This window comes from Mesorhizobium sp. (genome assembly GCF_965229135.1).
In the GTDB taxonomy this organism is placed as follows: Bacteria; Pseudomonadota; Alphaproteobacteria; order Rhizobiales; family Rhizobiaceae; genus Mesorhizobium.
Map to the genome: position 1 here is coordinate 843771 of NZ_OZ245860.1, position 23286 is coordinate 867056.

The window sequence follows — 23286 nt, forward strand, 5'->3', positions numbered from 1 at the left end:
GATGGCTTCGGATTCGTGGCCTGCGATGATAGGGACAAGGCGTGACCGACGACGTGACGAACCAGCCGCCGCCGTTGACAGGCGGGAATGCCTGGCGGGGCGATCCGTTGTTGATCCAGCTTGCCGAGCGCTTTTCCGATCCTGTGCGCAAGGACCTCGACGGCCTCGGCCGTTTCGTGCTGACCCAGGAAGCACAGGAGCTTGCGCGCCTCGCCAATGTCGAGACGCCAAAGCTCAGGACACATGACCGGCAGGGCCGGCGCATCGATCTGGTCGAATTCCATCCCGCCTATCATGCGCTGATGCGCCGTTCCGTCGCGAATGGGCTGCATTCATCCATCTGGGAGAATGGCGATGCCGAGATCGGCCGTCGCCATCAGGTGCGGGCGGCCCGATTCTACCTGACAGCCGAGTTGGAGACCGGGCATCTGTGCCCGATCACCATGACAAGTGCGTCGCTGGCGGCGCTGATGGCCAGCCCGAAACTGTTCCGCGAATGGGCGCCGCGCGTGACGACCCGAAAATATGACCAGAGTCAGAAGCCGCCTGTCGAAAAGACCGGCCTGACACTGGGCATGGGCATGACGGAAAAGCAGGGCGGCACCGATGTGCGGGCCAATGTCACCAGGGCCGAGCGCGCCGGTGGCGGTTTTTATCGCCTGACCGGCCACAAATGGTTCATGTCGGCGCCGATGTCCGATGCGTTCCTGGTGCTCGGCCAGGCTCCGGAGGGGCTGTCGTGCTTCCTGGTACCTCGCGTTCTTGGCGACGGATCGGGCAATGGCTTCCGCTTCCAGCGGCTGAAGGACAAGCTCGGCAATCGCTCCAACGCTTCTTCCGAAGTCGAATTCGTCAACACCATTGGCGAAATGGTCGGCGAACCCGGCGCCGGCGTGAAGACGATCATGGACATGGTGACGCTGACCCGGCTCGATTGCGCCGTCGCTTCATCGGCGATCATGCGCGCCGGGCTGGCCGAAGCGGTGCATCACACACGTCACCGGCAGGTGTTTGGCACCAATCTGATCGAACAGCCGTTGATGCAGCGCGTGCTGGCAGACATGGCGCTCGACGTTGCCGCGGCCACGGCCTTGTCGTTTCGCTTGGCGCGTTCCTTCGACGAGGCGGCGAGCGACCGTGGCGAGGCGGCGTTTGCCCGCGCCATGACGCCGGTCGTCAAGTACTGGGTCTGCAAGATCGCGCCGCCGCTGCTCTTCGAGGCGATGGAGTGCCTTGGCGGCAATGGCTATGTCGAGGAGGCGCCGCTTGCCCGCTATTATCGCGAGGCGCCCGTCAATGCGATCTGGGAGGGATCCGGCAACGTCATGGCGCTCGATGTGCTGCGCGTGCTCAGCCGTGCGCCAGGGCTGTTCGAGGACGTGCTGGCCGGTATCGATCGTGATCTCGGCGCAGGCGGACGCGGCACCATCGGCGTGCTCAAGGCCGCAATGCAGGTAGCGGGCACTGACGAGGGCTCGGCCCGGCTGCTCACCGAGCAACTGGCGCTGTCGGCCGCCGCCGCGGAACTGCGCCGGCTGGGGGCAGGGCGGATCGCCGACGCTTTCGTCGAGACCCGGCTGGCCGGCCAATGGCGCAATACCTATGGCATGCTCGATTCGCGCCACGACGCGCGCATGATCATCGACACGCTCTATCCGCCAACGAACTGAACCGGAGGTCGGCAGCGCCTCGAGTAGGTCGCGAAACGCCCGTGACGAGCGCTGTCATTCTCCCTGTGAATTGCCGTTAACCTTAACAAATGGTTTAGATTGCAGGAGTGATCCGCAAAGCCCACTGTCTCAGGATACCGAAGCAGGAACGGCATGCGTCACGTCTTGACCTCTCTTTTGGCTTTGCATTGGGCGCTCGTTTTCGCCCTGCTGGCGTTCATCTGCATCGATGGCAGCCGTGGTGTCTCGGCCGCGCTCGGCATGCTGGGCGTCACCGTACAGAGCCCGGGCCTGGCCGATCTCGAGAACGCGATTGTCGTGGCGCCACTGGCGACCGCGCTGATGGTGGTTGCCGTGCTGTTTTGCTGGGCGTTCGTCGAAACACTGATCAGCACGATGAGCCTGGATGCCGCCGACAGCGTCATGCGCATCGCATTCATCTCGGCCTTCGGCTTGCTATCCGTGATTTTGGTGGGCGGCGCCGCGCAGGGCATCAACGGGCTGTTCATGGTCATCGCCATCCAGATGGCGGCTCTGCTGGCGTCCTACGTCGCCATGCTCGCCGAGCGGCGTTCGACATCCCCGGCCACCGTTCCCGGCAAGGGAGAAACCCGCGCGGCGCATGTGATGGCGAAGGGCGCCGCGCATGATTCGCTGCTCTCGCGCATTTCCGGTCGCCCGGATACGAATCGGAAGGATGGTCGCTGATGCGCTATTTGTTCGCGCTGTGGGCGGCCCCGCTCGTCTTGTTCTGGGGATGGTTCTTCCTGTCGCTCAACGACATCAATTTCGGCTATGTGATGTTGAGCCGGCAACTGCATGATCTGGTGTTCCAGCTTTATGGGCAGATGCTGGGCATCGACCCGGCGATCATTCCCGGCATGGTCGCCAAGGCGTGTATTTTCGATGGGTTTCTGCTGATGGCGCTGTGGGCGTTCCGCCGCCGTCGCAACATTGCCGGTTGGGTCAAGAAGCAGTGGACGGGCCCGGTTCCGTCCGAGCGGCTGCATCGAGCGACTGAAGGCGGTCGAGAACACCCTGCAGGATGAAGGCGGCCGCGGCCGAATCGATCTTGCCGGCGCGTTTCCTGCGCGAGAAATCCATCTCGATCAGCGTCCGTTCGGCCGCCACCGTAGACAGCCGTTCATCCCACAAAATGAATGGCAGGTCGGTGATGCCAGCCATGTTGCGGACAAAAGCGCGCGATTTCTGCGCGCGAGGGCCTTCCGATCCATCCATGTTGATGGGCAGGCCGAGCACGATGGCGCCAGCATTCTCCTTGTTCAGCACGGCAAGGAGAGCGGCGGCATCAAGCGAGAATTTCCTGCGCATGATCACTGGACGCGGATGGGCAAAGGAAAAACCCCTGTCCGAAATCGCAACGCCGATCGTCTTGTCGCCAAGGTCAAGACCGGCCAGCGTCTTGCCGCTACCGAGCCGTGCCGGCAACTCCTCGATCGCGATGATACTCAACGGCTTTCCCTCGTCTGCGATGCCGCCCGCATTCAAGCGGGCAAAGATGCCGGATGTCATTGATTTGCGTCGCTGGCGTTCTATCCTCTAGCACAGCAAAAATCGAGGAACCTCTTCATGAAGCTCACCTGGTACGGCCATTCCGCATTCCGCATCGAAACCGCGGGGGCGAAAATCCTCATAGACCCCTATCTGGTCGGCAATCCATCGTGGACGGGTGGCTGGGAAGGACCGGCTGAAGGCATCACGCATGTCCTGCTGACCCATGGCCACAGCGATCACATCAGCGGCGCGGTGGAGGTGCTGAACAAGAGCGGCGCTCAGCTCGTCGCCAATTTCGAGATCTGCATGTACCTGGTCGGAAAAGGGGTAAACGGTCAGAAGATCAACCCCGGCAACATTGGCGGCACCGTTGACTGCGGCGCTTTCACCACGACTTTCGTCCAGGCGCTGCACTCATCCTCGTTTGGCGAAGAGGGCGGCAAGAATATCTATCTCGGCAATCCAGGTGGACTCGTCCTGCATTTTCCCGATGACGAGACCCTCTACCATATGGGCGATACCGACATCTTTTCCGACATGGCGCTCATCAACGAACTTCACGAACCGAAAATCGGCATCGTGCCGATCGGCGACCGTTTCACCATGGGCGGCGCCGTGGCTGCGCTTGCCTGCCGGCGTTTCTTCAAGTTCGATACGGTCGTTCCCTGCCACTTCGGAACGTTTCCGATGATCGACCCCACCGCCGAAAAGTTCGTGGCTGGAATGGATGGATCTGGCGTGAAAGTGGCCCTGCCGAAGATCGGCGAGACGATCACCATCTGAGACGGCTAGGTTTAAAAACGTGAGCTGGCTGGCGAGGCACTCGGCGTGGCCTCGCCATGGTCTGCAGTTGCCATTACGAAGTTGGTGTGCTGGCCAGATCGGCGTGCTAGCTTCGCTTCATGGGGATCATCAAACGGGTGGGGTCGTTTCTCCGCGGAGAGCGACCTGTGTTTCAAAGACTCGAACTGCATGTGGCACATGGCTGCAACCTGTCGTGTGAGAGCTGCTCGCACTATTCCAACCACGCCCATGCTGGCATCGTTTCTCTTGAAGACGCCGACCGCTGGATGGGGCTGTGGAGCCAGCGCGTTTCGGTTGCTTGCTTCTCGCTGCTGGGCGGGGAACCCACAATCCATCCGCGACTGCCCGAATTTGTCGGGCTGGTGCGGTGGCACTGGCCAAGGACTAAAATCGAGATTGTCTCCAACGGCTTCTTCCTACACCGCCACCCAACGCTGCCGGCGGTCCTCGCCGCCGATCGTGAGGCACGCCTTTTTGTTTCGATCCATCACGATTCCGATGAGTATCGCGAGAAGCTGAAGCCGGTGTTCGACTTGCTGGAGACCTGGCGGCGAGACCACGGTTTCGTGGCCAGGACTCGTCCGTCGCACAAGCAGTGGACGCGGCGCTACACCGGCTTTGGCGGCAGCATGCTGCCCTTCGAGGACGGTGACCCTAGGGCCAGCTGGGAGATTTGTCCCGCCCGCCACTGCAAGCAACTATTTGAGGGGCGTATCTGGAAATGTGCGCCGCTGGCCTACCTGCCGATGCAAAAGGCCAGATACCAGCTCTCCGAAAAATGGGACGCCTATCTGGATTATCGTGCGCTGGAGGCAGGCTGTTCCGACGCGGAACTGCGGGCTTTCGCCGCGCTGGAGGATGAGGCGGCATGCGGCATGTGTCCGGGCAGGGAGCGCCTGTTCGAACTGCCAATTCCGCTGCGCCAGCCGAAGAGCCGGGCCAGCACTTCGGCGTAGGTTGCCGCACGATGCAGTTGCGCGCCACGCGCCGCGCCGCTATAGCGCCATTTGGTTTTCCAGAGGCAGAAACATGTCCGTTGATCTTCAGACAGTGAAGCGCGTCGCGCGTCTCGCCCGCATCGCGGTGAGCGAGGAGGACGCTGAGCGCATGACCGGCGAATTGAATGCGATCCTGGGCTTCGTGGAGCAATTGAACGAGGTCGATGTCTCCGGCATCGAACCGATGACGTCGGTTACGCCTATGGAGATGAAGAAGCGCCAGGACGTGGTCACCGACGGCAACAAGGCGGCTGACATCGTTGCAAACGCGCCAGCGACGGAAGAGAATTTCTTCCTTGTTCCCAAGGTGGTGGAGTAGGCCACGATGGCAATCGAGATCGCCATCGAAACGCCGCTGCAGGACGATGTGCGCGGGTTGGTGAACGAACTCAACGCCACGCTGCTCGAATTGACGCCGCCGGAGCACTGCTACCACATGACCGTCGAGCAAATGGCTGACAAGTGTACGACCGTGTTCATCGCCCGCGACAATGGACTGGCCATCGGTTGCGGCGCGCTCAAGCGGCATGGTAGCGTCGGCGAAGTCAAGCGCATGTATACGCGTCCTTCCCATCGCGGCCAGAAGATTGGCGCGAGGATCGTGGAGCGGGTCGAGGCGCTGGCGCGGGACGAAGGTCTGGACCGCCTGGTGCTGGAGACCGGCGATCGCCATCCGGCTGCGTGGACTGTTTACGAACGTGCCGGCTTTTCGCGCTGCGGACCCGTGCTGGATTATCCCGATTCCGAGTGGTCGGTGTTTTACGAAAAGAGTCTTGCCTGATGAGCGATCTGACCCATCTGACGATTTCGCAGGCCCGCGCCAAGCTGCGCGCCAAGGAAATCACCGCAACCGAGATCACCGAGGCGTATCTGTTGGCGATCGATCGTGCCAACCCGGCGCTCAATGCCTATGTCACGGTCACCGGCGACAAGGCCCGCGACATGGCCAAGGCCTCCGACTCGAAGCTCGCAAAAGGCGAGGGCGGAGCGCTTGAAGGTATTCCGCTCGGGATCAAGGATCTCTTCGGTACCGAAGGCATTCACACCCAGGCGTGCAGCCATGTGCTCGACGGCTTCAAGCCGCGCTATGAATCGACCGTCACCGCCAATCTGTGGGCCGACGGCGCGGTCATGCTGGGCAAGCTGAACATGGACGAATTCGCCATGGGCTCGTCCAACGAGACGTCCTACTATGGGCCGGTCATCAACCCTTGGCGGCGTTCGCGCACGGATACGGTGGTGATGCCGACGACTCATCAGGGCGACGGCGGCTTCGTCTCCGCCGGTGGCGCCAAGACCGCGCGCACCCTGGACAACGCGCAGCTGGTTCCCGGCGGTTCGTCGGGCGGCTCGGCTTCGGCGGTTGCCGCCTTCCTTTGCGCGGGCGCGACCGCCACGGATACGGGCGGTTCGATCCGCCAGCCGGCTGCCTTCACCGGCACCGTCGGCATCAAGCCGACCTATGGCCGTTGCTCGCGCTGGGGCGTCGTCGCGTTCGCCTCGTCGCTCGATCAGGCCGGACCGATTGCACGCGATGTGCGCGATGCGGCGATCATGCTGAAGTCGATGGCCTCGGTCGATCCGAAGGACACGACGTCCGTCGATCGGCCGGTGCCCGACTACGAGGCGGTGATCGGCAAGCCGATCAAGGGCATGAAGGTCGGCATTCCCAAGGAATACCGCGTCGACGGCATGCCGGAGGAGATCGAGGCGCTCTGGCAGAAGGGCATTGCCTGGCTGAAGGACGCCGGCGCGGAGATCGTCGACATTTCCCTGCCGCACACCAAATACGCGTTGCCGGCTTATTACATCGTGGCGCCCGCGGAAGCCTCGTCCAACCTCGCCCGCTACGACGGCGTCCGCTATGGATTGCGCGTGCCCGGCAAGGACATCGTAGACATGTACGAGAAGACCCGGGCCGCCGGTTTCGGCCGCGAGGTCAAGCGCCGCATCATGATCGGCACCTATGTGCTGTCGGCAGGCTATTACGATGCCTACTATCTGCAGGCGCAGAAGGTGCGGAACCTCATCAAGCGCGATTTCGAGAATGTGTTCGCCGCCGGTGTCGATGTCATCCTGACCCCGGCAACGCCGTCGGCGGCATTTGGCGTCGCTGACGAGGACATGGCGTCTGATCCAGTGAAAATGTATCTCAACGATATTTTCACCGTGACCGTGAACATGGCCGGCCTGCCCGGCATCTCCGTGCCCGCCGGGCTCGATCCCAAGGGCTTGCCGCTCGGGCTGCAGATCATCGGTCGCCCGTTCGACGAGGAGACGCTGTTCCAGACCGCTCACGTCATCGAGCAGGCGGCGGGGACGTTCAAGCCGGAGAAGTGGTGGTAGGCTCCCGAGCCTGACGGGGCGAGGGGATGTTCTTCTACCTTTCCAAGGTCTTCTGGTTCTTCATCCAGCCGCTGAACCTGTCGATTTTCCTGCTCCTTGCAGGCGTGATCGCGGTGACTTTTGGCCGATGGAGGCTGGCAGTCACCGGCAGTTCGCTGGCGTTGCTGGTCCTCGCGCTTTCGGCCTGGACATCGCTCGGCGCGCTGATGCTCAACCCGCTGGAGGAACGCTTTCCACGCCCGTCCTTGCCGGAAAAGGTCGATGGCATCGTGGTGCTTGGCGGCGGTTTCGAGGGCGCCATCAATCTGGTGCGCGGCGGCTACGAGTTGAACGCCGGCGGTGACCGCATGGTCGAGACGGCAGTGCTGGCGCGGCGCTTTCCCGGGGCGAAGATTGTCGTCTCCGGCGGTACCGGCGAACTGATACTTGACGGCGAGGGCGATGCGACCACCGCGCCGCGCCTGCTCGGCGCCCTAGGCGTGGCGGCCGATCGGCTGATCCTCGAGAACAGATCCCGCAACACCTACGAGAACGCTATTTACACCCGCCAGATGGTGGTTCCGAAACCAGGAGAGACCTGGCTGCTGGTGACCTCGGCGTTCCACATGCCGCGTGCCAAGGCACTGTTTGTCAAGGCTGGTTTTCCCACCATTGCGTGGCCTGTCGATTATCGAACTTCGGGGCGGGAGGGCATCGGGCTGTTTCGGGACAATGCGGCCGATTCGCTGCAGGCCACGACCATGGCGATCCGCGAATGGATCGGCCTTTTCGCCTACTGGATGTCAGGCCGCATCGATGAGCCCTTTCCGCGCCCCGGCGATGTTGGTTGACATGCCACACCGGCAATACTGGCGGATGTCGCTGCCGGAGCAAACAAGGTCGGCGTGAACCGCGCCGCGATTTTCAAAACAGCGGAAACATTGCGGGAATTCCTATATGTAGTCCTCGACAGCTCTCCCGGAGACAGCCGCGCGTGTTCCTTTCGGTTTTCGACCTGTTCAAGATCGGTATCGGCCCGTCGAGTTCCCACACAATGGGGCCGATGACGGCCGCCGCCCGTTTCCTGGACGAAATCCTCGGTGGCGACTGGCCGCGCCCCGCTGGCGTCAAGGTGGATCGTCTTGGCGCCAGCCTGCATGGCTCTCTCGCCTATACGGGCATTGGCCATGGCAGCGATCGCGCCGTTGTGCTTGGCCTCGCCGGGCTGACGCCGCAGACAGTCGATCCCGATCTGGCTGACGGCATTGCGGCGCGCATCGCGGCCGACAGGCGGATATCTGCGCCCGGCCATCCTTCCTATCGCTTCGATCCGGCCACGGATCTCGTGCTTGACCGCAAGGCGCCACTCGCCGGCCACGCCAACGGCATGGCGTTCCATGCCTATGATGCCGGTGGACGCTTGCTGCTCAAGCGCATCTATTATTCGATCGGCGGTGGCTTTGTGGTTTCGGAAGAAGAGCTGCAGCGGATGAAGGCCAAGGGATCTGTGACGACCGAAGGCAAGAAAGTGCCTTATCCCTTCAAGAACGCGGTCGAGATGCTGAAGATGGCGGCCAAGAGCGGCCTTTCTATCGCCGAGATGAAGCGCGTCAACGAGGAAACGCAGATGTCGCGCGAGGAACTCGATGCCGGCCTCGACGGTATCTGGAGCGCCATGAAGAGCTGCATCGATCGCGGCCTGTCGCAGGACGGCATCATGCCGGGCGGGCTGAAGGTGCGCCGCCGTGCGCGCATGCTGCACGACAAGTTGCAGGAGCAGTGGCAGCAGAATAAACCCAACCCGTTGCTCGCCAATGACTGGCTGTCGATCTACGCCATGGCGGTCAACGAGGAGAACGCCGCCGGGGGACGTGTGGTCACCGCTCCGACCAATGGCGCGGCCGGCACGCTGCCTGCTGTGTTGCGCTACTGGCTGCATTTCCACCCCGAAGCCGACCAGCCGAGCATCCGCGATTTCCTACTGACGGCCGCTGCTGTCGGCGGCATCATCAAGACCAATGCCTCGATCTCCGGCGCCGAGGTGGGCTGTCAGGGCGAGGTGGGTTCAGCATCGGCGATGGCTGCGGCAGGCTTGTGCGCCGTCATGGGCGGGACGCCGGAGCAGGTCGAGAATGCCGCCGAGATTGCCCTGGAACATCATCTTGGCATGACCTGCGATCCGGTCGGCGGGCTGGTGCAGGTGCCGTGCATCGAGCGCAACGCGCTCGGCGCGGTCAAGGCGGTGACAGCCGCCTCGCTCGCCATCAAGGGCGACGGCATTCATTTCGTGCCGCTCGACGCGGCCATCGAAACCATGCGCCAGACCGGTCTCGACATGAACGAGAAATACAAGGAAACCAGCCTTGGCGGGCTGGCTGTCAACGTCGTGGAATGCTGAGCGCCAATTCAATCCCTGTGGCTGGCACTGTGGAGAACCCCGTCGGCCCGTTGACGGCTCCGCCCGTGAGGCTAAAGCTTGGGCGATGTCTCTCAACCTCATAAAGCTCTGCGTCGGCTGCGACAGTGTCGAGGACCTCGAGGAATGGATCGCCTTTCGCCTCGATGAAAGACGGCGCGCCGGCGAGCCGGTGGAGCAGTTCCACACGACGCGGATGGTACCGACGCGGGCGACCGAAATCATCGATGGCGGATCGCTTTACTGGGTGATTAAGGGCAACGTCCAGTGCCGCCAGTTGATCACCGATGTCCGGCCGTTTACCGATGACGAGGGCATCGGTCGTTGCCATTTGATCCTCGATCCGCAGGTCGTGCGCACCGACTGGCAGCCGCGCCGTGCTTTTCAGGGCTGGCGCTACCTGAAGCCGTCCGATGCACCGCTTGATCTTGGCAAGGGCAAGGCGGGGTTGGTCGAGATGCCGCCGAAACTACGGCGTGAACTTGCCGATCTCGGGCTGCTCTAGATCGCAGCATCAGGCGGGAAGTTATCAGGGTCTGGCCCTCATGTTGCTCCATGCTGGACTTGCAAGCGACGCGACAACGCCACATCTTGGATTTCATGACCGACAAGAGCCTGCCGATATCCAAGAAGGGTAACGCCGCGCCGACCAAACCTCGTTCCGACGCGGGCGAGATCGAAGCGTTCGTGCGCCAGGCAAGAGCCCTGTCCGCGGTCGGGAATGGCGCCGGCAGGCTGATCCTCTCGCTTGACGCGACGATGAGCCGGCAACCGACATGGGATCTTGCCTGCACGTTGCAGGGCGAGATGTTCGATGCCGCGGGCAAGGCTGGCTTGCTCAGCGTCCAGCTGGTCTATTTTCGTGGCCTTGGCGAATGCCGCTCGTCTGCTTTCGTCACCGACACGGATACGCTGAAGGAGTTGATGACTCGGATTGATTGCCGCAGCGGTCACACCCAGATCGGCAAGGTCCTGGCCCACACGCTGAAACAGACCGTATCCGCCAAGGTCAATGCGCTGGTCTATATTGGCGATGCCATGGAAGAAAATGCCGACGAGCTTGCGGACAAGGCAGGCAGGCTAGGCCTGCTTGGCGTCCCTGTCTTCGTCTTCCAGGAAGGCCATGATTCTGGCGCGGAAAAGGTATTCAAGGACATTGCGCGGTTGTCCAAAGGGGCATGGTTTCGATTCGACCGACGGGCCGCCGCGACCCTGGCCGGGCTGCTCTCGGCGGTTGCCGTGTTTGCGACTGGCGGATTGAAGGCGCTGGAGGCCAGGGACAGGCCGGAAGACCGGCTGATGATCGAGCATCTGCGGGGCGGCGGAACATAATGGGCGCAATCATTGCAATCGTTGCATTGCTGCTGGTGCTTTTCGGCTTCGCGACAATGTTCCTGCGTGCGGACCCGGCGGCACTCGCGGGTGGGCTGAAAACGCTCGGGCCGGCCCTGCTGGCGGTCTTTGGCGGCGCGGTGCTTCTGGTGGGGCGCGAAGCTATCGGCGGTGCGATGCTGCTGGGAGCCGCCGCGTGGTACGGCTCCATGCGCACGAGCGGACCCGCGGCAGGATTGGCGCCGGGAAGACGTTCGACGGTGCGGACCGCCGCGCTCGAAATGGAGCTTGATCACGACACCGGCGGCCTGGAAGGCCTCGTGCTGGCTGGCCACCACGAAGGCAAGATGCTCGGCTCGATGGCACTTGCGGAACTGCAGCAACTTTATCGGGAACTCTCCGGCGATCCGGAGAGCCGGCAATTGCTAGAGACGTATCTTGACGGCAGATTTCCCGTCTGGCGCAAAAACGCTGACACGAACAGTCGCGAAGGGCTGGGTGTTGCGCCAAGTTCTGGCGCCATGACTAAGGAGGAGGCCTACAAGGTCCTTGGTCTTGAAGCGGGGGCCGCCGCGGCGGATGTCCGCAAGGCGCACCGCCGCCTGATGCAGCGCCTGCACCCCGATATCGGCGGCACGTCTTTCCTGGCGGCGCGGATTAACGAAGCCAAGGACGTCTTGCTCTCCAATCACAACTAAGTCTCCTTCGACGCAGAACTTTTCCGGGAGATGACTTCCACGCCGCCCTACTGCTGGACGGCGTAGCACTCGATTTTCTTCTTCTTCAAAGCGGTGCAGGCCTTCCAGGCGGCGTCCTTCGATCCAAAGCCGCCGAACCGTGCGCGGTAGTAGGTCGTGCCGTCCTTCTCGAAGGCGGCCGTGAACCCTGAAGCGTTGGCGAGCACCGAAGGCGCCTGCTTTGTCGTCTTGTCGAGGAATGCCTGCGCCTCGGACTGCTTCGGCGATGAAGCAACCTGGATGGCCCAGCCCGACGGCACCGACGCGGTGTTGACCGGATCGACAGCGGGGGTGGGCTCGGAAGCATAGGCAGCCACGACCTGCGCCGTCGCAACCTTCGGCGCGGAGACGATGACTGTCTTTACCTTCTTGGCGGGAACGACTTCCTTGGTCTTTTCGACAGCGGCATTGTCGTCGGCGTCGTCTTCATTCTGCGCAACTGTGTCATTCTGCGCAGCGGACGCGTCGTCGGCCGCGGCTGCGTCGGCGCTTGCGACGGCCACCGGCTTGTCGTCCGGCGTTGGCGCATCGTGCTTGGGCAGGAGAACATTTGCCAGGGCCTTGATCGGATTGTCGCCGGTGGCCTTGGCCACCAGCATGCCGCCGCCGCGCGTCGACGCCCTCGGCATGTAGGTGGTGATCAAATGCGCCATCTCGTTGTCACGGCTGCCGCCTGATACTCCGCCCATGACAACGGCCACGATGCGGCGGTCGCCATCGGCAACGGAGGAAACGAGGTTGAAGCCGGAGGCGCGGGTGTAACCTGTCTTGATGCCGTCGACGCCCTTGATGCGTCCGAGCAGGCGGTTATGGCCATTGATACGCTGGCGTCCGTAAAGGAAGGAGCGCTGGGAAAAGTAGCCATAGTACTGCGGGAAATGCTCCCTCAGCGCGATGCCGAGCGTGGCCATGTCGCGCGCCGTGGTGAACTGCCCCGGATCGGGCAAGCCGTTGGCGTTGCGGAAGACCGTGCCGTTCATGCCTAGCTGCCGGGCCTTGGCGGTCATCATGCGGGCGAAAGTGGTCTCGTTGCCGCCGAGCATTTCGCCGAGCGCGGTCGCCGAGTCGTTGGCTGATTTGGTGACCATCGACAGGATCGCGGTCTCGACCGTAACAGAACCGCCGGGCTTCACGCCCAGTTTCGTCGGCGCTTCGCCGGACGCCTTGGCCGAGAAGACGACCGGCGAGTTCTTGCTGATCCTGCCCTTCGCCAGGGCTTCGAAGGTCAGGTAAAGGGTCATCATCTTCGTAAGCGAGGCGGGATAGCGTCGCCCATCGGCATCCGCCGAATAAAGGACCTTTCCGGTCTTGGCGTCGATGACGATCGCCGCCGACCGCGCCGCGAGAGACGGCGCCGCACCGGCAACAACGATTGTCATCGCAAGCGCGACGACCATGATCGCTTTGAAGGAGGACGCGGATTTGGAGATGATGCCCGACAACGCCTGACGCACTGGTAGTTCCCTTGAATTTTTCGTTGCATTGGAGGCGGCAAAGGGTCCTGCCTCACTTCAGGTCAAACTACGCGGGCAGCGTTACCAATCCGTTTATGGTAACCGCCGCGTTCACCATTTTCTTCGGGCTTGAACCTCTCTTTATTCGAATCTTAGGCATTGCCTGGCGGATCGGCTGGCGTGGCGTCGGCGAAATGTTGACTTTTTGTGCATCGCACAATATATAAAGTGCATCGCACAAAGCGACCCGATCAGGGCGCATCTCAGGCAGCCGTCAAGGGAATCAGGAAATGACCCAGACCTACGAAGATTTCAGCAAATTTGGCAAAGAGTTCGCTGACACCGGACTGAAGAGCTTTGCCTCGCTCTCCAAGGGCGCGCAAGCCATCGCCGCCGAGGCTGGCGAGTACACCAAGAAGAGCTTCGAAGCCGGCAGCGCCGCAGTAGAGAAGATGATTTCCGCCAAGTCGCTGGAAAAGGCGATCGAGATTCAGTCGGAATTCGCCAAGCAGTCCTACGAGTCGTTCGTCGCAGAAGCCACCAGGATCGGCGACCTTTATGCCGAACTGGCCAAGGATGCCTACAAGCCGTTCGAATCGATCGTCGCCAAGGCGAAGTAATTCCTCACATTATTTGAAATTGGCCTGTTCGGGCCTGAAGGCAGACCCGGCCGCGACCGCGCGGCCGGGTTTTTTCATTTCGATTTCATGTCAGCGGCTCATCTGCCCTTCACGATTGCGAAAATCGGCCAAGTTTGGGCACCTAGCCATATTGTCAGCTAAACAGAAGGGCTTAAAATCGTTCATCGAACACCTACATGTCGATCTCGCATGGGGATTCGAAAGAGGCAGGAATACGTGACGATTGGATTGACTGCCACGAGACATGTGGCGCGTATGCAGAACGGTAGCGGCAACGGCAACGAAGCCGGGCGTGGCACCGCTGTGATAACGCGCACCAAAACCAAGACCAAGAAGCCCAGCCTTTATCGGGTCCTCATCCTCAACGACGACTACACGCCCATGGAGTTCGTGGTCCACGTGCTGGAGCGTTTTTTCCAGAAGGACCGCGAAGCCGCCACACGCATCATGCTTCATGTTCACAATCATGGAGTGGGCGAGTGCGGGGTCTATACATTCGAGGTGGCCGAGACCAAAGTGTCCCAGGTCATGGATTTCGCCCGACAGAATCAGCATCCGCTGCAATGCGTGATGGAGAAGAAGTGAGGTAACATGCCGGCTTTCTCCCAAGGCCTGGAAAAGGCGCTTCACCAAGCGCTGACGCTCGCCAATGAGCGACACCATGAATACGCAACCCTGGAGCATCTGTTGCTCGCCCTCATCGACGATACAGAGGCAGCCGCCGTCATGCGCGCCTGCAATGTCGATCTCGATGAGTTGAAGCACACGGTTCTGACCTACATCGACACCGAGCTGGACAATCTCGTTACCGGTTACGACGAGGATTCCAAGCCGACCGCCGGTTTCCAGCGCGTCATCCAGCGCGCGGTGATCCATGTGCAGTCGTCGGGTCGCGAGGAAGTGTCCGGCGCCAACGTGCTCGTCGCGATCTTCGCCGAGCGCGAGAGCCACGCCGCCTATTTCCTGCAGGAACAGCAGATGACCCGTTACGACGCGGTCAACTATATCTCGCACGGCATCGCCAAGCGCCCCGGTGCGTCGGAGACACGCTCGCCGCGTGGCGCCGATGACGAGCAGGGCGGCCAGAACGGCGCCGAGCCGCAGGAGGAAGGCGGCAAGAAGAAGCAGCAGCAAGATGCGCTGACGGCTTATTGCGTCAACCTCAACAACAAGGCCAAAGCCGGCAAGATCGACCCGCTGATCGGCCGCGAGACCGAGATCAACCGCACCATCCAGGTGCTGTGCCGCCGCTCCAAGAACAACCCGCTTTATGTCGGCGATCCCGGCGTCGGCAAGACGGCGATCGCCGAAGGCCTAGCCAAGCGCATCGTCGAGGGCGACGTTCCCGAGGTGCTGCATAACGCCACCATCTTCGCGCTCGACATGGGCACGCTGCTGGCCGGCACCCGGTATCGCGGCGATTTCGAGGAGCGGCTGAAGCAGGTCGTCAAGGAACTCGAGGATTACCCCGGCGCGGTTTTGTTCATCGACGAGATTCATACCGTGATCGGGGCAGGGGCAACGTCAGGCGGCGCCATGGATGCGTCCAACCTGTTGAAGCCTGCCCTGTCATCCGGTGCCATCCGTTGCATTGGCTCGACCACCTACAAGGAATTCCGCCAGTTCTTCGAGAAGGACCGTGCCTTGGTGCGGCGCTTCCAGAAGATCGACGTCAACGAGCCCACCATCGAGGACGCCATCGAAATCATGAAGGGCCTGAAGCCCTATTATGAGGAATTCCACAAGGTGAAGTTCACCAACGAAGCCATCAAGGCTTCGGTGGAGCTGTCGGCGCGCTACATCAACGACCGCAAGCTGCCGGACAAGGCGATCGACGTGATCGACGAGACCGGTGCCTCGCAGATGCTGGTGCCTGAGGCCAAGCGCAAGAAGACCATAGGCATCAAGGAGATCGAAGCGACGATCGCGACCATGGCGCGCATCCCTCCGAAGACGGTTTCGGCTGATGACGAGCAGGTTCTAGCCGGGCTCGAAGTCGAGCTGAAGCGTGTCGTCTACGGTCAGGATACCGCGATCACCGCGCTGACTTCGGCGATCAAGCTGGCGCGCGCCGGCCTGCGCGAACCGGAAAAGCCGATCGGCTCCTACCTGTTCTCCGGGCCAACCGGCGTCGGCAAGACCGAAGTGGCAAAGCAGCTTGCCGCGTCGCTGGGCGTCGAACTGATCCGCTTCGACATGTCGGAATATATGGAACGTCACACCGTTTCGCGGCTGATCGGCGCGCCTCCAGGCTATGTCGGCTTTGACCAGGGCGGCCTTTTGACCGACGGCGTCGACCAGCATCCTCACTGCGTGCTGTTGCTGGACGAAGTCGAGAAGGCGCATCCGGACCTGTTCAACATCCTGTTGCAGGTCATGGATCACGGCAAGCTGACCGACCATAACGGCAAGCAGATCGACTTCCGCAACGTGATCCTGATCATGACCACCAATGCGGGCGCTTCCGACGCGCAGCGCGCGGCGATCGGTTTCGGTTCGACCAAGCGCGAAGGCGACGATGTCGAGGCGATCAACCGGCTGTTCACGCCGGAATTCCGCAACCGTCTCGATGCTATAATCCCGTTCGGCTCGCTGCCTGTGCCGGTCATCCATCAGGTGGTGCAGAAGTTCGTGATGCAACTCGAGGCTCAGCTCTCGGAACGCGGCGTCACTTTCGACCTGTCGCCGGACGCGATCGCCTGGCTGGCCGACAAGGGCTATGACGAGCGCATGGGCGCACGGCCGCTTGGCCGTGTCATCCAGGAGCACATCAAGAAGCCGTTGGCCGACGAGGTTTTGTTCGGCAAGCTGAAGAAGGGCGGCACGGTGCGCGTCACCGTCGAGAAGAAGGAAACCGGCGAGACCGGCCTGAAGCTCGAATCGCTGGCGGACGAGGCTCCGGTCAAGCCGAAGAAGGAAGAGCCGGAGGACGGACCGACGCCGAAGAAGGCCGTGGCGAAAAAGCCCGCCGCCAAGAAGGTGGTGGCGCAGAAGCCGGAGCCCAAAGGCAAGGATGGCGGCAAGCGCAGCCTTGTACCGCAGTTGCCCAGAAAGAACTGACAGGACCGATTGTCAAAAAGTCCCGTCGGTGAGCTGCCCCTGAAAGTTGGAAACAACCTGCGGGGCAGTTCGCCGACGGGTTTTCTATAGTTGAGCCTGACGGCTATTCGCTTGTGTGCAAGGCGGGCAACGTCGCGATGGCATTTGGCGGCGACTGCGGATTGTCACACGACGTCAGGAATGCAGCCGCGATCAGGAACAGACTGATGATACCGCTCAACTCGGACATGGCGAAACTCCCTCTGTTTCGCCCCGCGCGGTAACAGTCGTAGCCCGAAATCGGCGTTTGACGGCATGACTTATGATGACAGAAATTTGCGCTTCGTGACTCTCTAGGCCGGCAATATTTGGCGGGGCCACGATTGCGTTTTGCGGGGCTTTGGCTAAGACGGGCGCGACGCTTCAATCGATCAATCGAGGACATCGCAATGACTGCCATCATCGACATTGTCGGGCGTGAAATCCTGGACAGCCGTGGAAATCCGACCGTCGAGGTCGACGTCATACTCGAAGACGGCTCCATGGGCCGTGCGGCCGTGCCGTCAGGCGCCTCGACCGGAGCGCATGAGGCGGTCGAACTGCGCGACGGCGGCGCCCGTTACCTCGGCAAGGGTGTGCTGCGCGCCGTCGAATCCGTTAATGGTGAGCTGTTCGAGGCGATCGGCGGCATGGAAGCCGAAAACCAGATCCACATCGACCAGACCATGATCGAGCTGGACGGCACGCCCAACAAGAGCAGGCTTGGTGCCAACGCCATCCTCGGTGTCTCGCTTGCGGTTGCGAAGGCCGCGGCCGATGCCGCAGGCTTGCCGCTCTACCGCTATGTCGGCGGCACCAAGGCTCATGTCCTGCCTGTGCCGATGATGAACATCATCAATGGCGGCGCGCATGCGGACAATCCCATCGACTTCCAGGAGTTCATGATCCTGCCGATCGGCGCGCCGACGCTGCGCGAGGGCGTTCGCTGGGGGGCGGAAGTCTTCCACACGCTGAAGAAGAAGCTGAAGGATGCCGGCCACAACACCAATGTCGGCGACGAGGGTGGCTTTGCTCCAAATCTGAAGAGCGCGCCGGTCGCGCTCGACTTCATCATGGAATCGATCGAGAAGGCCGGCTTCAAACCGGGCGAGGAAATCGCGCTTGGTCTCGATTGCGCGGCGACCGAATTCTTCAAGGACGGTAACTACGTCTATGAAGGCGAGAAGAAGACCCGTGATCCGAAGGCTCAGGCCAAATATCTGGCCAAGCTGGCCGCCGACTATCCGATAATCTCGATCGAGGACGGCCTTGCCGAGGACGACTGGGAAGGCTGGAAGTATCTGACCGACCTGATCGGCAAGAAGACCCAGCTCGTTGGCGATGACCTGTTCGTCACCAACACGGCGCGGCTGCGGGACGGCATCCGCATGGGCGTCGCCAACTCGATCCTGGTCAAGGTCAACCAGATCGGCTCGCTGACGGAAACGCTCGACGCCGTCGAGACCGCACACAAGGCCGCTTATACCGCCGTGATGTCGCACCGTTCCGGCGAAACCGAGGATTCGACCATCGCCGACCTCGCCGTCGCCACCAATTGCGGACAGATCAAGACGGGATCTCTGTCGCGCTCGGACCGGATGGCCAAGTACAACCAGCTCATCCGGATCGAGGAAGAGCTCGGCAAGCAGGCAAGCTACGCCGGCAAGTCCATCGTCAAGGGCTGATACAAACCACATACGAAGGACAAGGGCGGGAGCATTCCCGCCCTTTTCCGTTCTGGCGACCGCCAAATCCTGCCGCCCGTAACCGTCCATTAAGCACAATCGGGCGAGATGGGCGCACAGAGGATTTGGACGATGTGGACACGCCAGCATAAACAGAGAAACACCGGCCGGCTGATCATCCCGTCGCTGTGCGTGGTGTTCGTGGCCTATTTCGGCTTCCACGCCTATCACGGCGAGTTCGGGATCAATTCAAGATATCAGATGGAGGCGAGGGCCGCCGACCTCCAGGGCCAGCTCAATGTCATCAAGGCTCGCCGGATAGAACTCGAACGCCGCGTCCAGCTCCTGCACGAGGGTTCCATCGAGAAAGACATGCTCGATGAGCAGGCACGCAGGGCGCTGAATCTGTCCCAGCCCGATGAAATTACCATCATGCTGCCCGACTCCGACAAATAACCGAATTCGAGTTAATCGCCAATATTTTCAATGTTTCTAACTGCTTAGATGCATGTCAGCCATGCAATTTCGGCATGGCGGAACGCATTGTCGCGTGTTAGCCTCCCTGAAATCGGTGGGGAGAAGTGATATCCCCTAATGTCCGCGAAGAGACGCCAACAGGGAGTGATGCATGGCCACCGCCGCCAGAAAAGCGCCTGCCAAATCCAAATCCGACGGCAAGTCAGGGCTTTCAGCGCCCAAGCCTGCCGAATTCACCAAGGACGAGGAACTTGCCGCCTACCGGCACATGCTCTTGATCCGCCGTTTCGAAGAGAAGGCCGGTCAGCTCTATGGCATGGGCTTCATCGGCGGTTTCTGCCATCTCTATATCGGCCAGGAAGCGGTCGTTACAGGCATGAAGATGGCTCTGATCGAAGGCGACCAGATGATCACCGCCTATCGCGATCACGGCCATATGCTGGCGATGGACTTGTCGCCTCGCGGCGTCATGGCCGAGTTGACGGGACGCCGTGGCGGGCTATCGAGGGGCAAGGGCGGCTCCATGCACATGTTCTCCAAGGAGAAACATTTTTACGGCGGCCATGGCATCGTCGGCGCGCAGGTGTCGCTTGGCACAGGTCTGGCCTTCGCCAACCGATACCGCGACAACAACAATGTCTCGCTGACCTATTTCGGAGACGGCGCCGCCAATCAGGGCCAGGTCTATGAAAGCTTCAACATGGCCTCGCTGTGGAAGCTGCCGGTGATCTACATCATCGAGAACAATCGCTACGCCATGGGCACATCGGTCTCGCGCTCATCGGCCGAAACAGATTTCTCGCACCGTGGTGCGTCGTTCAAGATCCCCGGCATCCAGGTCGACGGCATGGACGTCCGCGCCGTGAAGGCGGCTGGCGACTTGGCCACCGAATGGTGCCGCTCCGGCAACGGGCCGCTGATCCTGGAGATGCAGACCTATCGCTACCGTGGCCACTCCATGTCGGACCCGGCCAAGTACCGCTCGAAGGAAGAAGTGCAGAAGATGCGCTCCGAGCATGATCCGATCGAGCAGGTCAAGGCTCGGCTGGCCGAGAAGAAATGGGCGACCGAGGACGAACTGAAGACCATCGACAAGGAGGTTCGAGACATCGTCGCCGACGCCGCCGAATTTGCCCAGCACGACGCGGAGCCGGATCCGTCCGAGCTCTGGACCGACATCGTACTGTAACGGGAGGGCAAGGACATGCCGATCGAAATTCTCATGCCCGCTCTCTCGCCTACCATGGAAGAGGGCAATCTTTCCAAGTGGTTGAAGAACGAGGGCGACAAGGTTGTCGCCGGCGATGTCATCGCCGAGATCGAAACCGACAAGGCCACGATGGAAGTCGAGGCCGTCGATGAAGGCACGCTGGGCAAGATCCTGATTGCCGCCGGCACCGAAGGCGTCAAGGTCAATACGCCCATCGCCGTTCTGCTTCAGGATGGGGAAAGCGCTGCCGATGTCGGCAAGTCCGCCGCTCCTGCCAAGGCGGAAGCGCCGGCAAAGGCGGAGGCCCCGGTCGAGGAGAAGGCCGAGACCGCCAAGCCGGCGGCCGCGCCAGTTGCCGCCGCCCCGAAAACCGAAATCGCCGCCGATCCCGACATTCCGGCTGGCACTGAAATGGTCTCGACCACGGTGCGCGAAGCTCTGCGCGATGCGATGGCCGAAGAGATGCGCCGCGACGGCGATGTCTTCGTCATGGGCGAGGAAGTCGCCGAATACCAGGGGGCCTACAAGATCACCCAGGGCCTGCTGCAGGAATTCGGTCCGCGTCGCGTCGTCGACACGCCGATCACGGAACACGGATTCGCCGGCGTTGGTGTGGGTGCGGCGATGGCCGGCCTGAAGCCGATCGTCGAGTTCATGACCTTCAACTTCGCCATGCAGGCTATCGATCAAATCATCAACTCGGCCGCCAAGACCCTCTATATGTCCGGCGGCCAGATGGGTGCTCCTATCGTGTTCCGAGGACCGAACGGTGCCGCCGCCCGTGTCGCTGCCCAACATTCGCAGTGCTACGCCGCCTGGTACAGCCACATCCCAGGCCTCAAGGTCGTGATGCCTTACACGGCTGCCGACGCCAAGGGACTGCTCAAGGCCGCGATCCGCGATCCGAACCCGATCATCTTCCTCGAGAACGAAATCCTCTACGGCCAGTCCTTCGATGTGCCGAAGCTGGATGATTTCGTGCTGCCGATCGGCAAGGCGCGCATCCACAAGACCGGCAAGGACGTTACAATCGTCTCCTTCGGTATCGGCATGACCTACGCGGTAAAGGCCGAGGCGGAATTGCGCGGCATGGGCATCGATGCCGAGATCATCGACCTGCGCACCATCCGCCCGCTCGATTTCGATACGATCATCGCTTCGGTCAAGAAGACAAACCGGCTGATCGTCGTCGAAGAGGGCTATCCGCAGAACTCGGTCGGCGATCACATCGCCAACCAGGTTTCGCAGCGTGCCTTCGACTTTCTCGACGCGCCGGTCATCACCATTGCCGGCAAGGATGTGCCGATGCCCTATGCGGCGAACCTCGAGAAGCTGGCATTGCCCAATGTCGGCGAGGTCATCGAGGCGGTCAAAGCCGTCACGTATAGCTGAACCGGGCGGGAGGAAAACATGCCAATCAACATCACCATGCCGGCGCTCTCGCCCACGATGGAAGAGGGCAATCTTTCCAAGTGGTTGGTCAAGGAAGGAGACAAGGTTTCGCCGGGCGACGTGATCGCCGAGATCGAGACCGACAAGGCGACGATGGAGGTCGAAGCCGTCGATGAGGGCACAGTCGCCAAGCTGGTTGTTCCGGCCGGCACCGAAGGCGTCAAGGTCAATGCGCTGATCGCAATTCTTGCCGCAGAAGGCGAGGACGCGAGTGCCGCGGCAAAGGGCGGCGGTGACCCCGCGCCGGCTAAAGCCGAGGGTCCCAAGGCCGATACTGTCAAAGCTGAAGCGCCAAAGGCCGAAGCACCGAAGGCCGAGCCTGCTGTTGCCGCCGCGCCGAGAGTGGAAGCTGCACCAGCGGCCAATGGCCATGCTGGCGGTGAACGAAGCTTTGCCTCGCCGCTCGCACGCCGCATCGCCAAGGACGCAGGCGTCGACGTATCCTCGGTGACGGGCACTGGCCCGCACGGCCGCGTGGTCAAGGCCGACGTCGAAGCAGCGATTTCAGGTGGCAGCGCCAAGTCGCCTCCCGCGGGCAAGGCGACGCCTGCTGCTGCGCCGGCAACGCCATCCGCCGCGCCCGCGCCGAAGGCGATGTCGGACGATCAGGTGCTGAAGCTCTTCGAACAGGGCTCCTATGACCTCGTGCCGCACGACAACATGCGCAAGACCATCGCGCGCCGCCTTGTCGAAGCCAAATCCACGATCCCGCATTTCTACCTGACGCTCGACTGCGAGCTCGATGCGCTGTTGTCGCTGCGCACGCAGCTCAATGCGGCCGCGCCGGTCAAGAAGACCGACAAGGGCGAGGCTCCCGCCTACAAGCTGTCGGTCAACGACATGGTCATCAAGGCGATGGCCATGGCCTTGAAGGCGGTGCCGGATGCCAATGCCTCGTGGACCGAGAGCGCCATGGTCAAGCACAAGCATGCCGATGTCGGCGTGGCCGTGTCGATCCCCGGCGGGCTGATCACGCCGATCATCCGCAAGGCGGATGAAAAGACGCTGTCGGTGATCTCCAACGAGATGAAGGATCTTGCCAGCCGCGCCCGCAGCCGCAAGCTGAAGCCGGAAGAGTACCAGGGCGGCACCACGGCGGTGTCCAACCTCGGCATGTTCGGCATCAAGGACTTCGCCGCCGTCATCAACCCGCCACATGCGACGATCCTCGCGGTGGGCGCCGGCGAGCAGCGTGCTGTGGTGAAGAACGGCGAGATCAAGGTCGCGACCGTGATGTCGGTGACGCTGTCGACCGACCATCGTGCCGTCGACGGGGCGCTCGGCGCCGAACTGCTCGTCGCCTTCAAGCGGCTGATCGAAAACCCGATGGGCATGCTGGTCTAGGGAAGAGCAGGCGGTGCGGAAATTCTTCACCAGCCTTCTCGCTTCAGCCACTTCTTGTTCACCTGGCGGATCGATGGCGCGGCAATGCGCCATCGTCGCTCGTTATGAGACGCTATTGCAGGGTTTGGTAGTTGATGCGCCGCCCAAA

The 23286-nt window shown here is 61.8% G+C and carries 24 protein-coding genes; 21 read left to right on the top strand and 3 right to left on the bottom strand.

Annotated elements, in window-relative coordinates:
* Positions 1–41 precede the first annotated feature (41 nt).
* The 3 genes from ACO07C_RS04060 to ACO07C_RS04070 all read left to right on the top strand — a co-directional run bounded on the left by ACO07C_RS04060 (position 42) and on the right by ACO07C_RS04070 (position 2719).
* Positions 42–1670, top strand: a complete 1629-nt coding sequence (locus tag ACO07C_RS04060) for a DNA alkylation response protein (protein WP_421912949.1) — start codon at positions 42–44, stop codon at positions 1668–1670.
* 153 nt (positions 1671–1823) lie between these two features.
* A complete protein-coding gene (locus tag ACO07C_RS04065) occupies positions 1824–2378 on the top strand; it encodes a hypothetical protein (protein ID WP_421912950.1) in 555 nt (184 codons plus the stop codon).
* Positions 2378–2719, top strand: a complete 342-nt coding sequence (locus ACO07C_RS04070; protein WP_421912951.1) for a DUF6105 family protein — start codon at positions 2378–2380, stop codon at positions 2717–2719. Before ACO07C_RS04065 ends, ACO07C_RS04070 begins: the two co-directional genes overlap by 1 nt.
* On the opposite strand, the gene ruvX is transcribed toward ACO07C_RS04070, so the two are convergent.
* The gene (ruvX, locus tag ACO07C_RS04075; protein ID WP_421912952.1) at positions 2637–3143 is read right to left on the bottom strand and encodes a Holliday junction resolvase RuvX; all 507 of its coding nucleotides are present in this window, start codon (positions 3141–3143) and stop codon (positions 2637–2639) included. The genes ACO07C_RS04070 and ruvX overlap by 83 nt on opposite strands.
* Positions 3144–3260: 117 nt before the next feature.
* Between ruvX and ACO07C_RS04080 the strand changes: the two genes are divergently transcribed.
* From ACO07C_RS04080 to ACO07C_RS04125, 10 genes are all read left to right on the top strand, one after another.
* Positions 3261–3968, top strand: a complete 708-nt coding sequence (locus ACO07C_RS04080; protein ID WP_421912953.1) for a metal-dependent hydrolase — start codon at positions 3261–3263, stop codon at positions 3966–3968.
* A gap of 167 nt (positions 3969–4135) precedes the next feature.
* Positions 4136–4945 (top strand): radical SAM protein, encoded by an 810-nt coding sequence (locus tag ACO07C_RS04085; RefSeq protein ID WP_421912954.1) that lies wholly within the window; start codon positions 4136–4138, stop codon positions 4943–4945.
* Between the two features lie 73 nt (positions 4946–5018).
* Positions 5019–5306: an Asp-tRNA(Asn)/Glu-tRNA(Gln) amidotransferase subunit GatC gene (gene gatC, locus ACO07C_RS04090; protein WP_421912955.1), complete on the top strand. Its 288-nt coding sequence runs from the start codon at positions 5019–5021 to the stop codon at positions 5304–5306.
* Positions 5307–5312: 6 nt separating this feature from the next.
* Positions 5313–5768, top strand: a complete 456-nt coding sequence (locus ACO07C_RS04095; RefSeq protein WP_421912956.1) for a GNAT family N-acetyltransferase — start codon at positions 5313–5315, stop codon at positions 5766–5768.
* Positions 5768–7333, top strand: a complete 1566-nt coding sequence (locus tag ACO07C_RS04100) for an amidase (protein WP_421912957.1) — start codon at positions 5768–5770, stop codon at positions 7331–7333. Before ACO07C_RS04095 ends, ACO07C_RS04100 begins: the two co-directional genes overlap by 1 nt.
* 26 nt (positions 7334–7359) lie before the next feature.
* Entirely contained in the window at positions 7360–8163 is an 804-nt protein-coding gene (locus tag ACO07C_RS04105; RefSeq protein WP_421912958.1) for a YdcF family protein, read from the top strand.
* A gap of 143 nt (positions 8164–8306) precedes the next feature.
* Positions 8307–9710 carry an L-serine ammonia-lyase gene (locus ACO07C_RS04110; RefSeq protein WP_421912959.1) on the top strand — a complete coding sequence of 468 codons (1404 nt, stop codon included), beginning with the start codon at positions 8307–8309 and terminating at the stop codon, positions 9708–9710.
* Positions 9711–9795: 85 nt separating this feature from the next.
* Positions 9796–10233, top strand: coding sequence for a DUF1489 family protein (locus ACO07C_RS04115; protein ID WP_421912960.1), 438 nt, complete (start codon positions 9796–9798; stop codon positions 10231–10233).
* A 95-nt stretch (positions 10234–10328) separates the two neighbouring features.
* Positions 10329–11060, top strand: a complete 732-nt coding sequence (locus tag ACO07C_RS04120) for a VWA domain-containing protein (RefSeq protein ID WP_421912961.1) — start codon at positions 10329–10331, stop codon at positions 11058–11060.
* Positions 11060–11758, top strand: coding sequence for a DnaJ domain-containing protein (locus tag ACO07C_RS04125; RefSeq protein WP_421912962.1), 699 nt, complete (start codon positions 11060–11062; stop codon positions 11756–11758). Before ACO07C_RS04120 ends, ACO07C_RS04125 begins: the two co-directional genes overlap by 1 nt.
* Positions 11759–11805: 47 nt before the next feature.
* On the opposite strand, the gene ACO07C_RS04130 is transcribed toward ACO07C_RS04125, so the two are convergent.
* Positions 11806–13251 carry a D-alanyl-D-alanine carboxypeptidase gene (locus tag ACO07C_RS04130; protein WP_421912963.1) on the bottom strand — a complete coding sequence of 482 codons (1446 nt, stop codon included), beginning with the start codon at positions 13249–13251 and terminating at the stop codon, positions 11806–11808.
* Between the two features lie 290 nt (positions 13252–13541).
* Here ACO07C_RS04130 and ACO07C_RS04135 point away from each other — a divergent pair, with 290 nt between their 5' ends.
* From ACO07C_RS04135 to clpA, 3 genes are all read left to right on the top strand, one after another.
* Positions 13542–13871 carry a phasin family protein gene (locus ACO07C_RS04135; RefSeq protein ID WP_421912964.1) on the top strand — a complete coding sequence of 110 codons (330 nt, stop codon included), beginning with the start codon at positions 13542–13544 and terminating at the stop codon, positions 13869–13871.
* Between the two features lie 276 nt (positions 13872–14147).
* Complete coding sequence (gene clpS, locus ACO07C_RS04140) at positions 14148–14477, top strand: ATP-dependent Clp protease adapter ClpS (protein WP_421912965.1); 330 nt, start codon at positions 14148–14150, stop codon at positions 14475–14477.
* 6 nt (positions 14478–14483) lie between these two features.
* Positions 14484–16952 (top strand): ATP-dependent Clp protease ATP-binding subunit ClpA, encoded by a 2469-nt coding sequence (gene clpA / locus ACO07C_RS04145; protein WP_421912966.1) that lies wholly within the window; start codon positions 14484–14486, stop codon positions 16950–16952.
* 103 nt (positions 16953–17055) lie between these two features.
* Here clpA and ACO07C_RS04150 read toward each other — a convergent pair whose 3' ends face one another.
* The gene (locus ACO07C_RS04150) at positions 17056–17181 is read right to left on the bottom strand and encodes a hypothetical protein (protein ID WP_421912967.1); all 126 of its coding nucleotides are present in this window, start codon (positions 17179–17181) and stop codon (positions 17056–17058) included.
* Between the two features lie 199 nt (positions 17182–17380).
* Here ACO07C_RS04150 and eno point away from each other — a divergent pair, with 199 nt between their 5' ends.
* From eno to ACO07C_RS04175, 5 genes are all read left to right on the top strand, one after another.
* Entirely contained in the window at positions 17381–18655 is a 1275-nt protein-coding gene (gene eno / locus ACO07C_RS04155) for a phosphopyruvate hydratase (protein ID WP_421912968.1), read from the top strand.
* 132 nt (positions 18656–18787) lie between these two features.
* Positions 18788–19111, top strand: a complete 324-nt coding sequence (locus ACO07C_RS04160) for an FtsB family cell division protein (RefSeq protein ID WP_421912969.1) — start codon at positions 18788–18790, stop codon at positions 19109–19111.
* Between the two features lie 172 nt (positions 19112–19283).
* Positions 19284–20321, top strand: coding sequence for a pyruvate dehydrogenase (acetyl-transferring) E1 component subunit alpha (pdhA, locus tag ACO07C_RS04165; RefSeq protein WP_421912970.1), 1038 nt, complete (start codon positions 19284–19286; stop codon positions 20319–20321).
* Between the two features lie 15 nt (positions 20322–20336).
* A complete protein-coding gene (locus ACO07C_RS04170; protein WP_421912971.1) occupies positions 20337–21734 on the top strand; it encodes a pyruvate dehydrogenase complex E1 component subunit beta in 1398 nt (465 codons plus the stop codon).
* Between the two features lie 18 nt (positions 21735–21752).
* A complete protein-coding gene (locus tag ACO07C_RS04175; RefSeq protein WP_421912972.1) occupies positions 21753–23138 on the top strand; it encodes a pyruvate dehydrogenase complex dihydrolipoamide acetyltransferase in 1386 nt (461 codons plus the stop codon).
* Positions 23139–23286 lie beyond the last annotated feature (148 nt).

Bases quoted from the DNA above. Each gene is read 5' to 3' on its own strand.
- ACO07C_RS04100 (WP_421912957.1), top strand. From the start codon at position 5,768: ATGAGCGATCTGACCCATCTGACGATTTCGCAGGCCCGCGCCAAGCTG.
- ACO07C_RS04115 (WP_421912960.1), top strand. From the start codon at position 9,796: ATGTCTCTCAACCTCATAAAGCTCTGCGTCGGCTGCGACAGTGTCGAG.
- ACO07C_RS04095 (WP_421912956.1), top strand. From the start codon at position 5,313: ATGGCAATCGAGATCGCCATCGAAACGCCGCTGCAGGACGATGTGCGC.
- ACO07C_RS04065 (WP_421912950.1), top strand. From the start codon at position 1,824: ATGCGTCACGTCTTGACCTCTCTTTTGGCTTTGCATTGGGCGCTCGTT.
- ACO07C_RS04150 (WP_421912967.1), bottom strand. From the start codon at position 17,181: ATGTCCGAGTTGAGCGGTATCATCAGTCTGTTCCTGATCGCGGCTGCA.
- ACO07C_RS04175 (WP_421912972.1), top strand. From the start codon at position 21,753: ATGCCAATCAACATCACCATGCCGGCGCTCTCGCCCACGATGGAAGAG.
- ACO07C_RS04120 (WP_421912961.1), top strand. From the start codon at position 10,329: ATGACCGACAAGAGCCTGCCGATATCCAAGAAGGGTAACGCCGCGCCG.
- ACO07C_RS04070 (WP_421912951.1), top strand. From the start codon at position 2,378: ATGCGCTATTTGTTCGCGCTGTGGGCGGCCCCGCTCGTCTTGTTCTGG.
- eno (WP_421912968.1), top strand. From the start codon at position 17,381: ATGACTGCCATCATCGACATTGTCGGGCGTGAAATCCTGGACAGCCGT.
- gatC (WP_421912955.1), top strand. From the start codon at position 5,019: ATGTCCGTTGATCTTCAGACAGTGAAGCGCGTCGCGCGTCTCGCCCGC.
- ACO07C_RS04160 (WP_421912969.1), top strand. From the start codon at position 18,788: ATGTGGACACGCCAGCATAAACAGAGAAACACCGGCCGGCTGATCATC.
- ACO07C_RS04125 (WP_421912962.1), top strand. From the start codon at position 11,060: ATGGGCGCAATCATTGCAATCGTTGCATTGCTGCTGGTGCTTTTCGGC.
- ACO07C_RS04105 (WP_421912958.1), top strand. From the start codon at position 7,360: ATGTTCTTCTACCTTTCCAAGGTCTTCTGGTTCTTCATCCAGCCGCTG.
- ACO07C_RS04080 (WP_421912953.1), top strand. From the start codon at position 3,261: ATGAAGCTCACCTGGTACGGCCATTCCGCATTCCGCATCGAAACCGCG.
- clpS (WP_421912965.1), top strand. From the start codon at position 14,148: ATGCAGAACGGTAGCGGCAACGGCAACGAAGCCGGGCGTGGCACCGCT.
- clpA (WP_421912966.1), top strand. From the start codon at position 14,484: ATGCCGGCTTTCTCCCAAGGCCTGGAAAAGGCGCTTCACCAAGCGCTG.
- pdhA (WP_421912970.1), top strand. From the start codon at position 19,284: ATGGCCACCGCCGCCAGAAAAGCGCCTGCCAAATCCAAATCCGACGGC.
- ACO07C_RS04135 (WP_421912964.1), top strand. From the start codon at position 13,542: ATGACCCAGACCTACGAAGATTTCAGCAAATTTGGCAAAGAGTTCGCT.
- ACO07C_RS04170 (WP_421912971.1), top strand. From the start codon at position 20,337: ATGCCGATCGAAATTCTCATGCCCGCTCTCTCGCCTACCATGGAAGAG.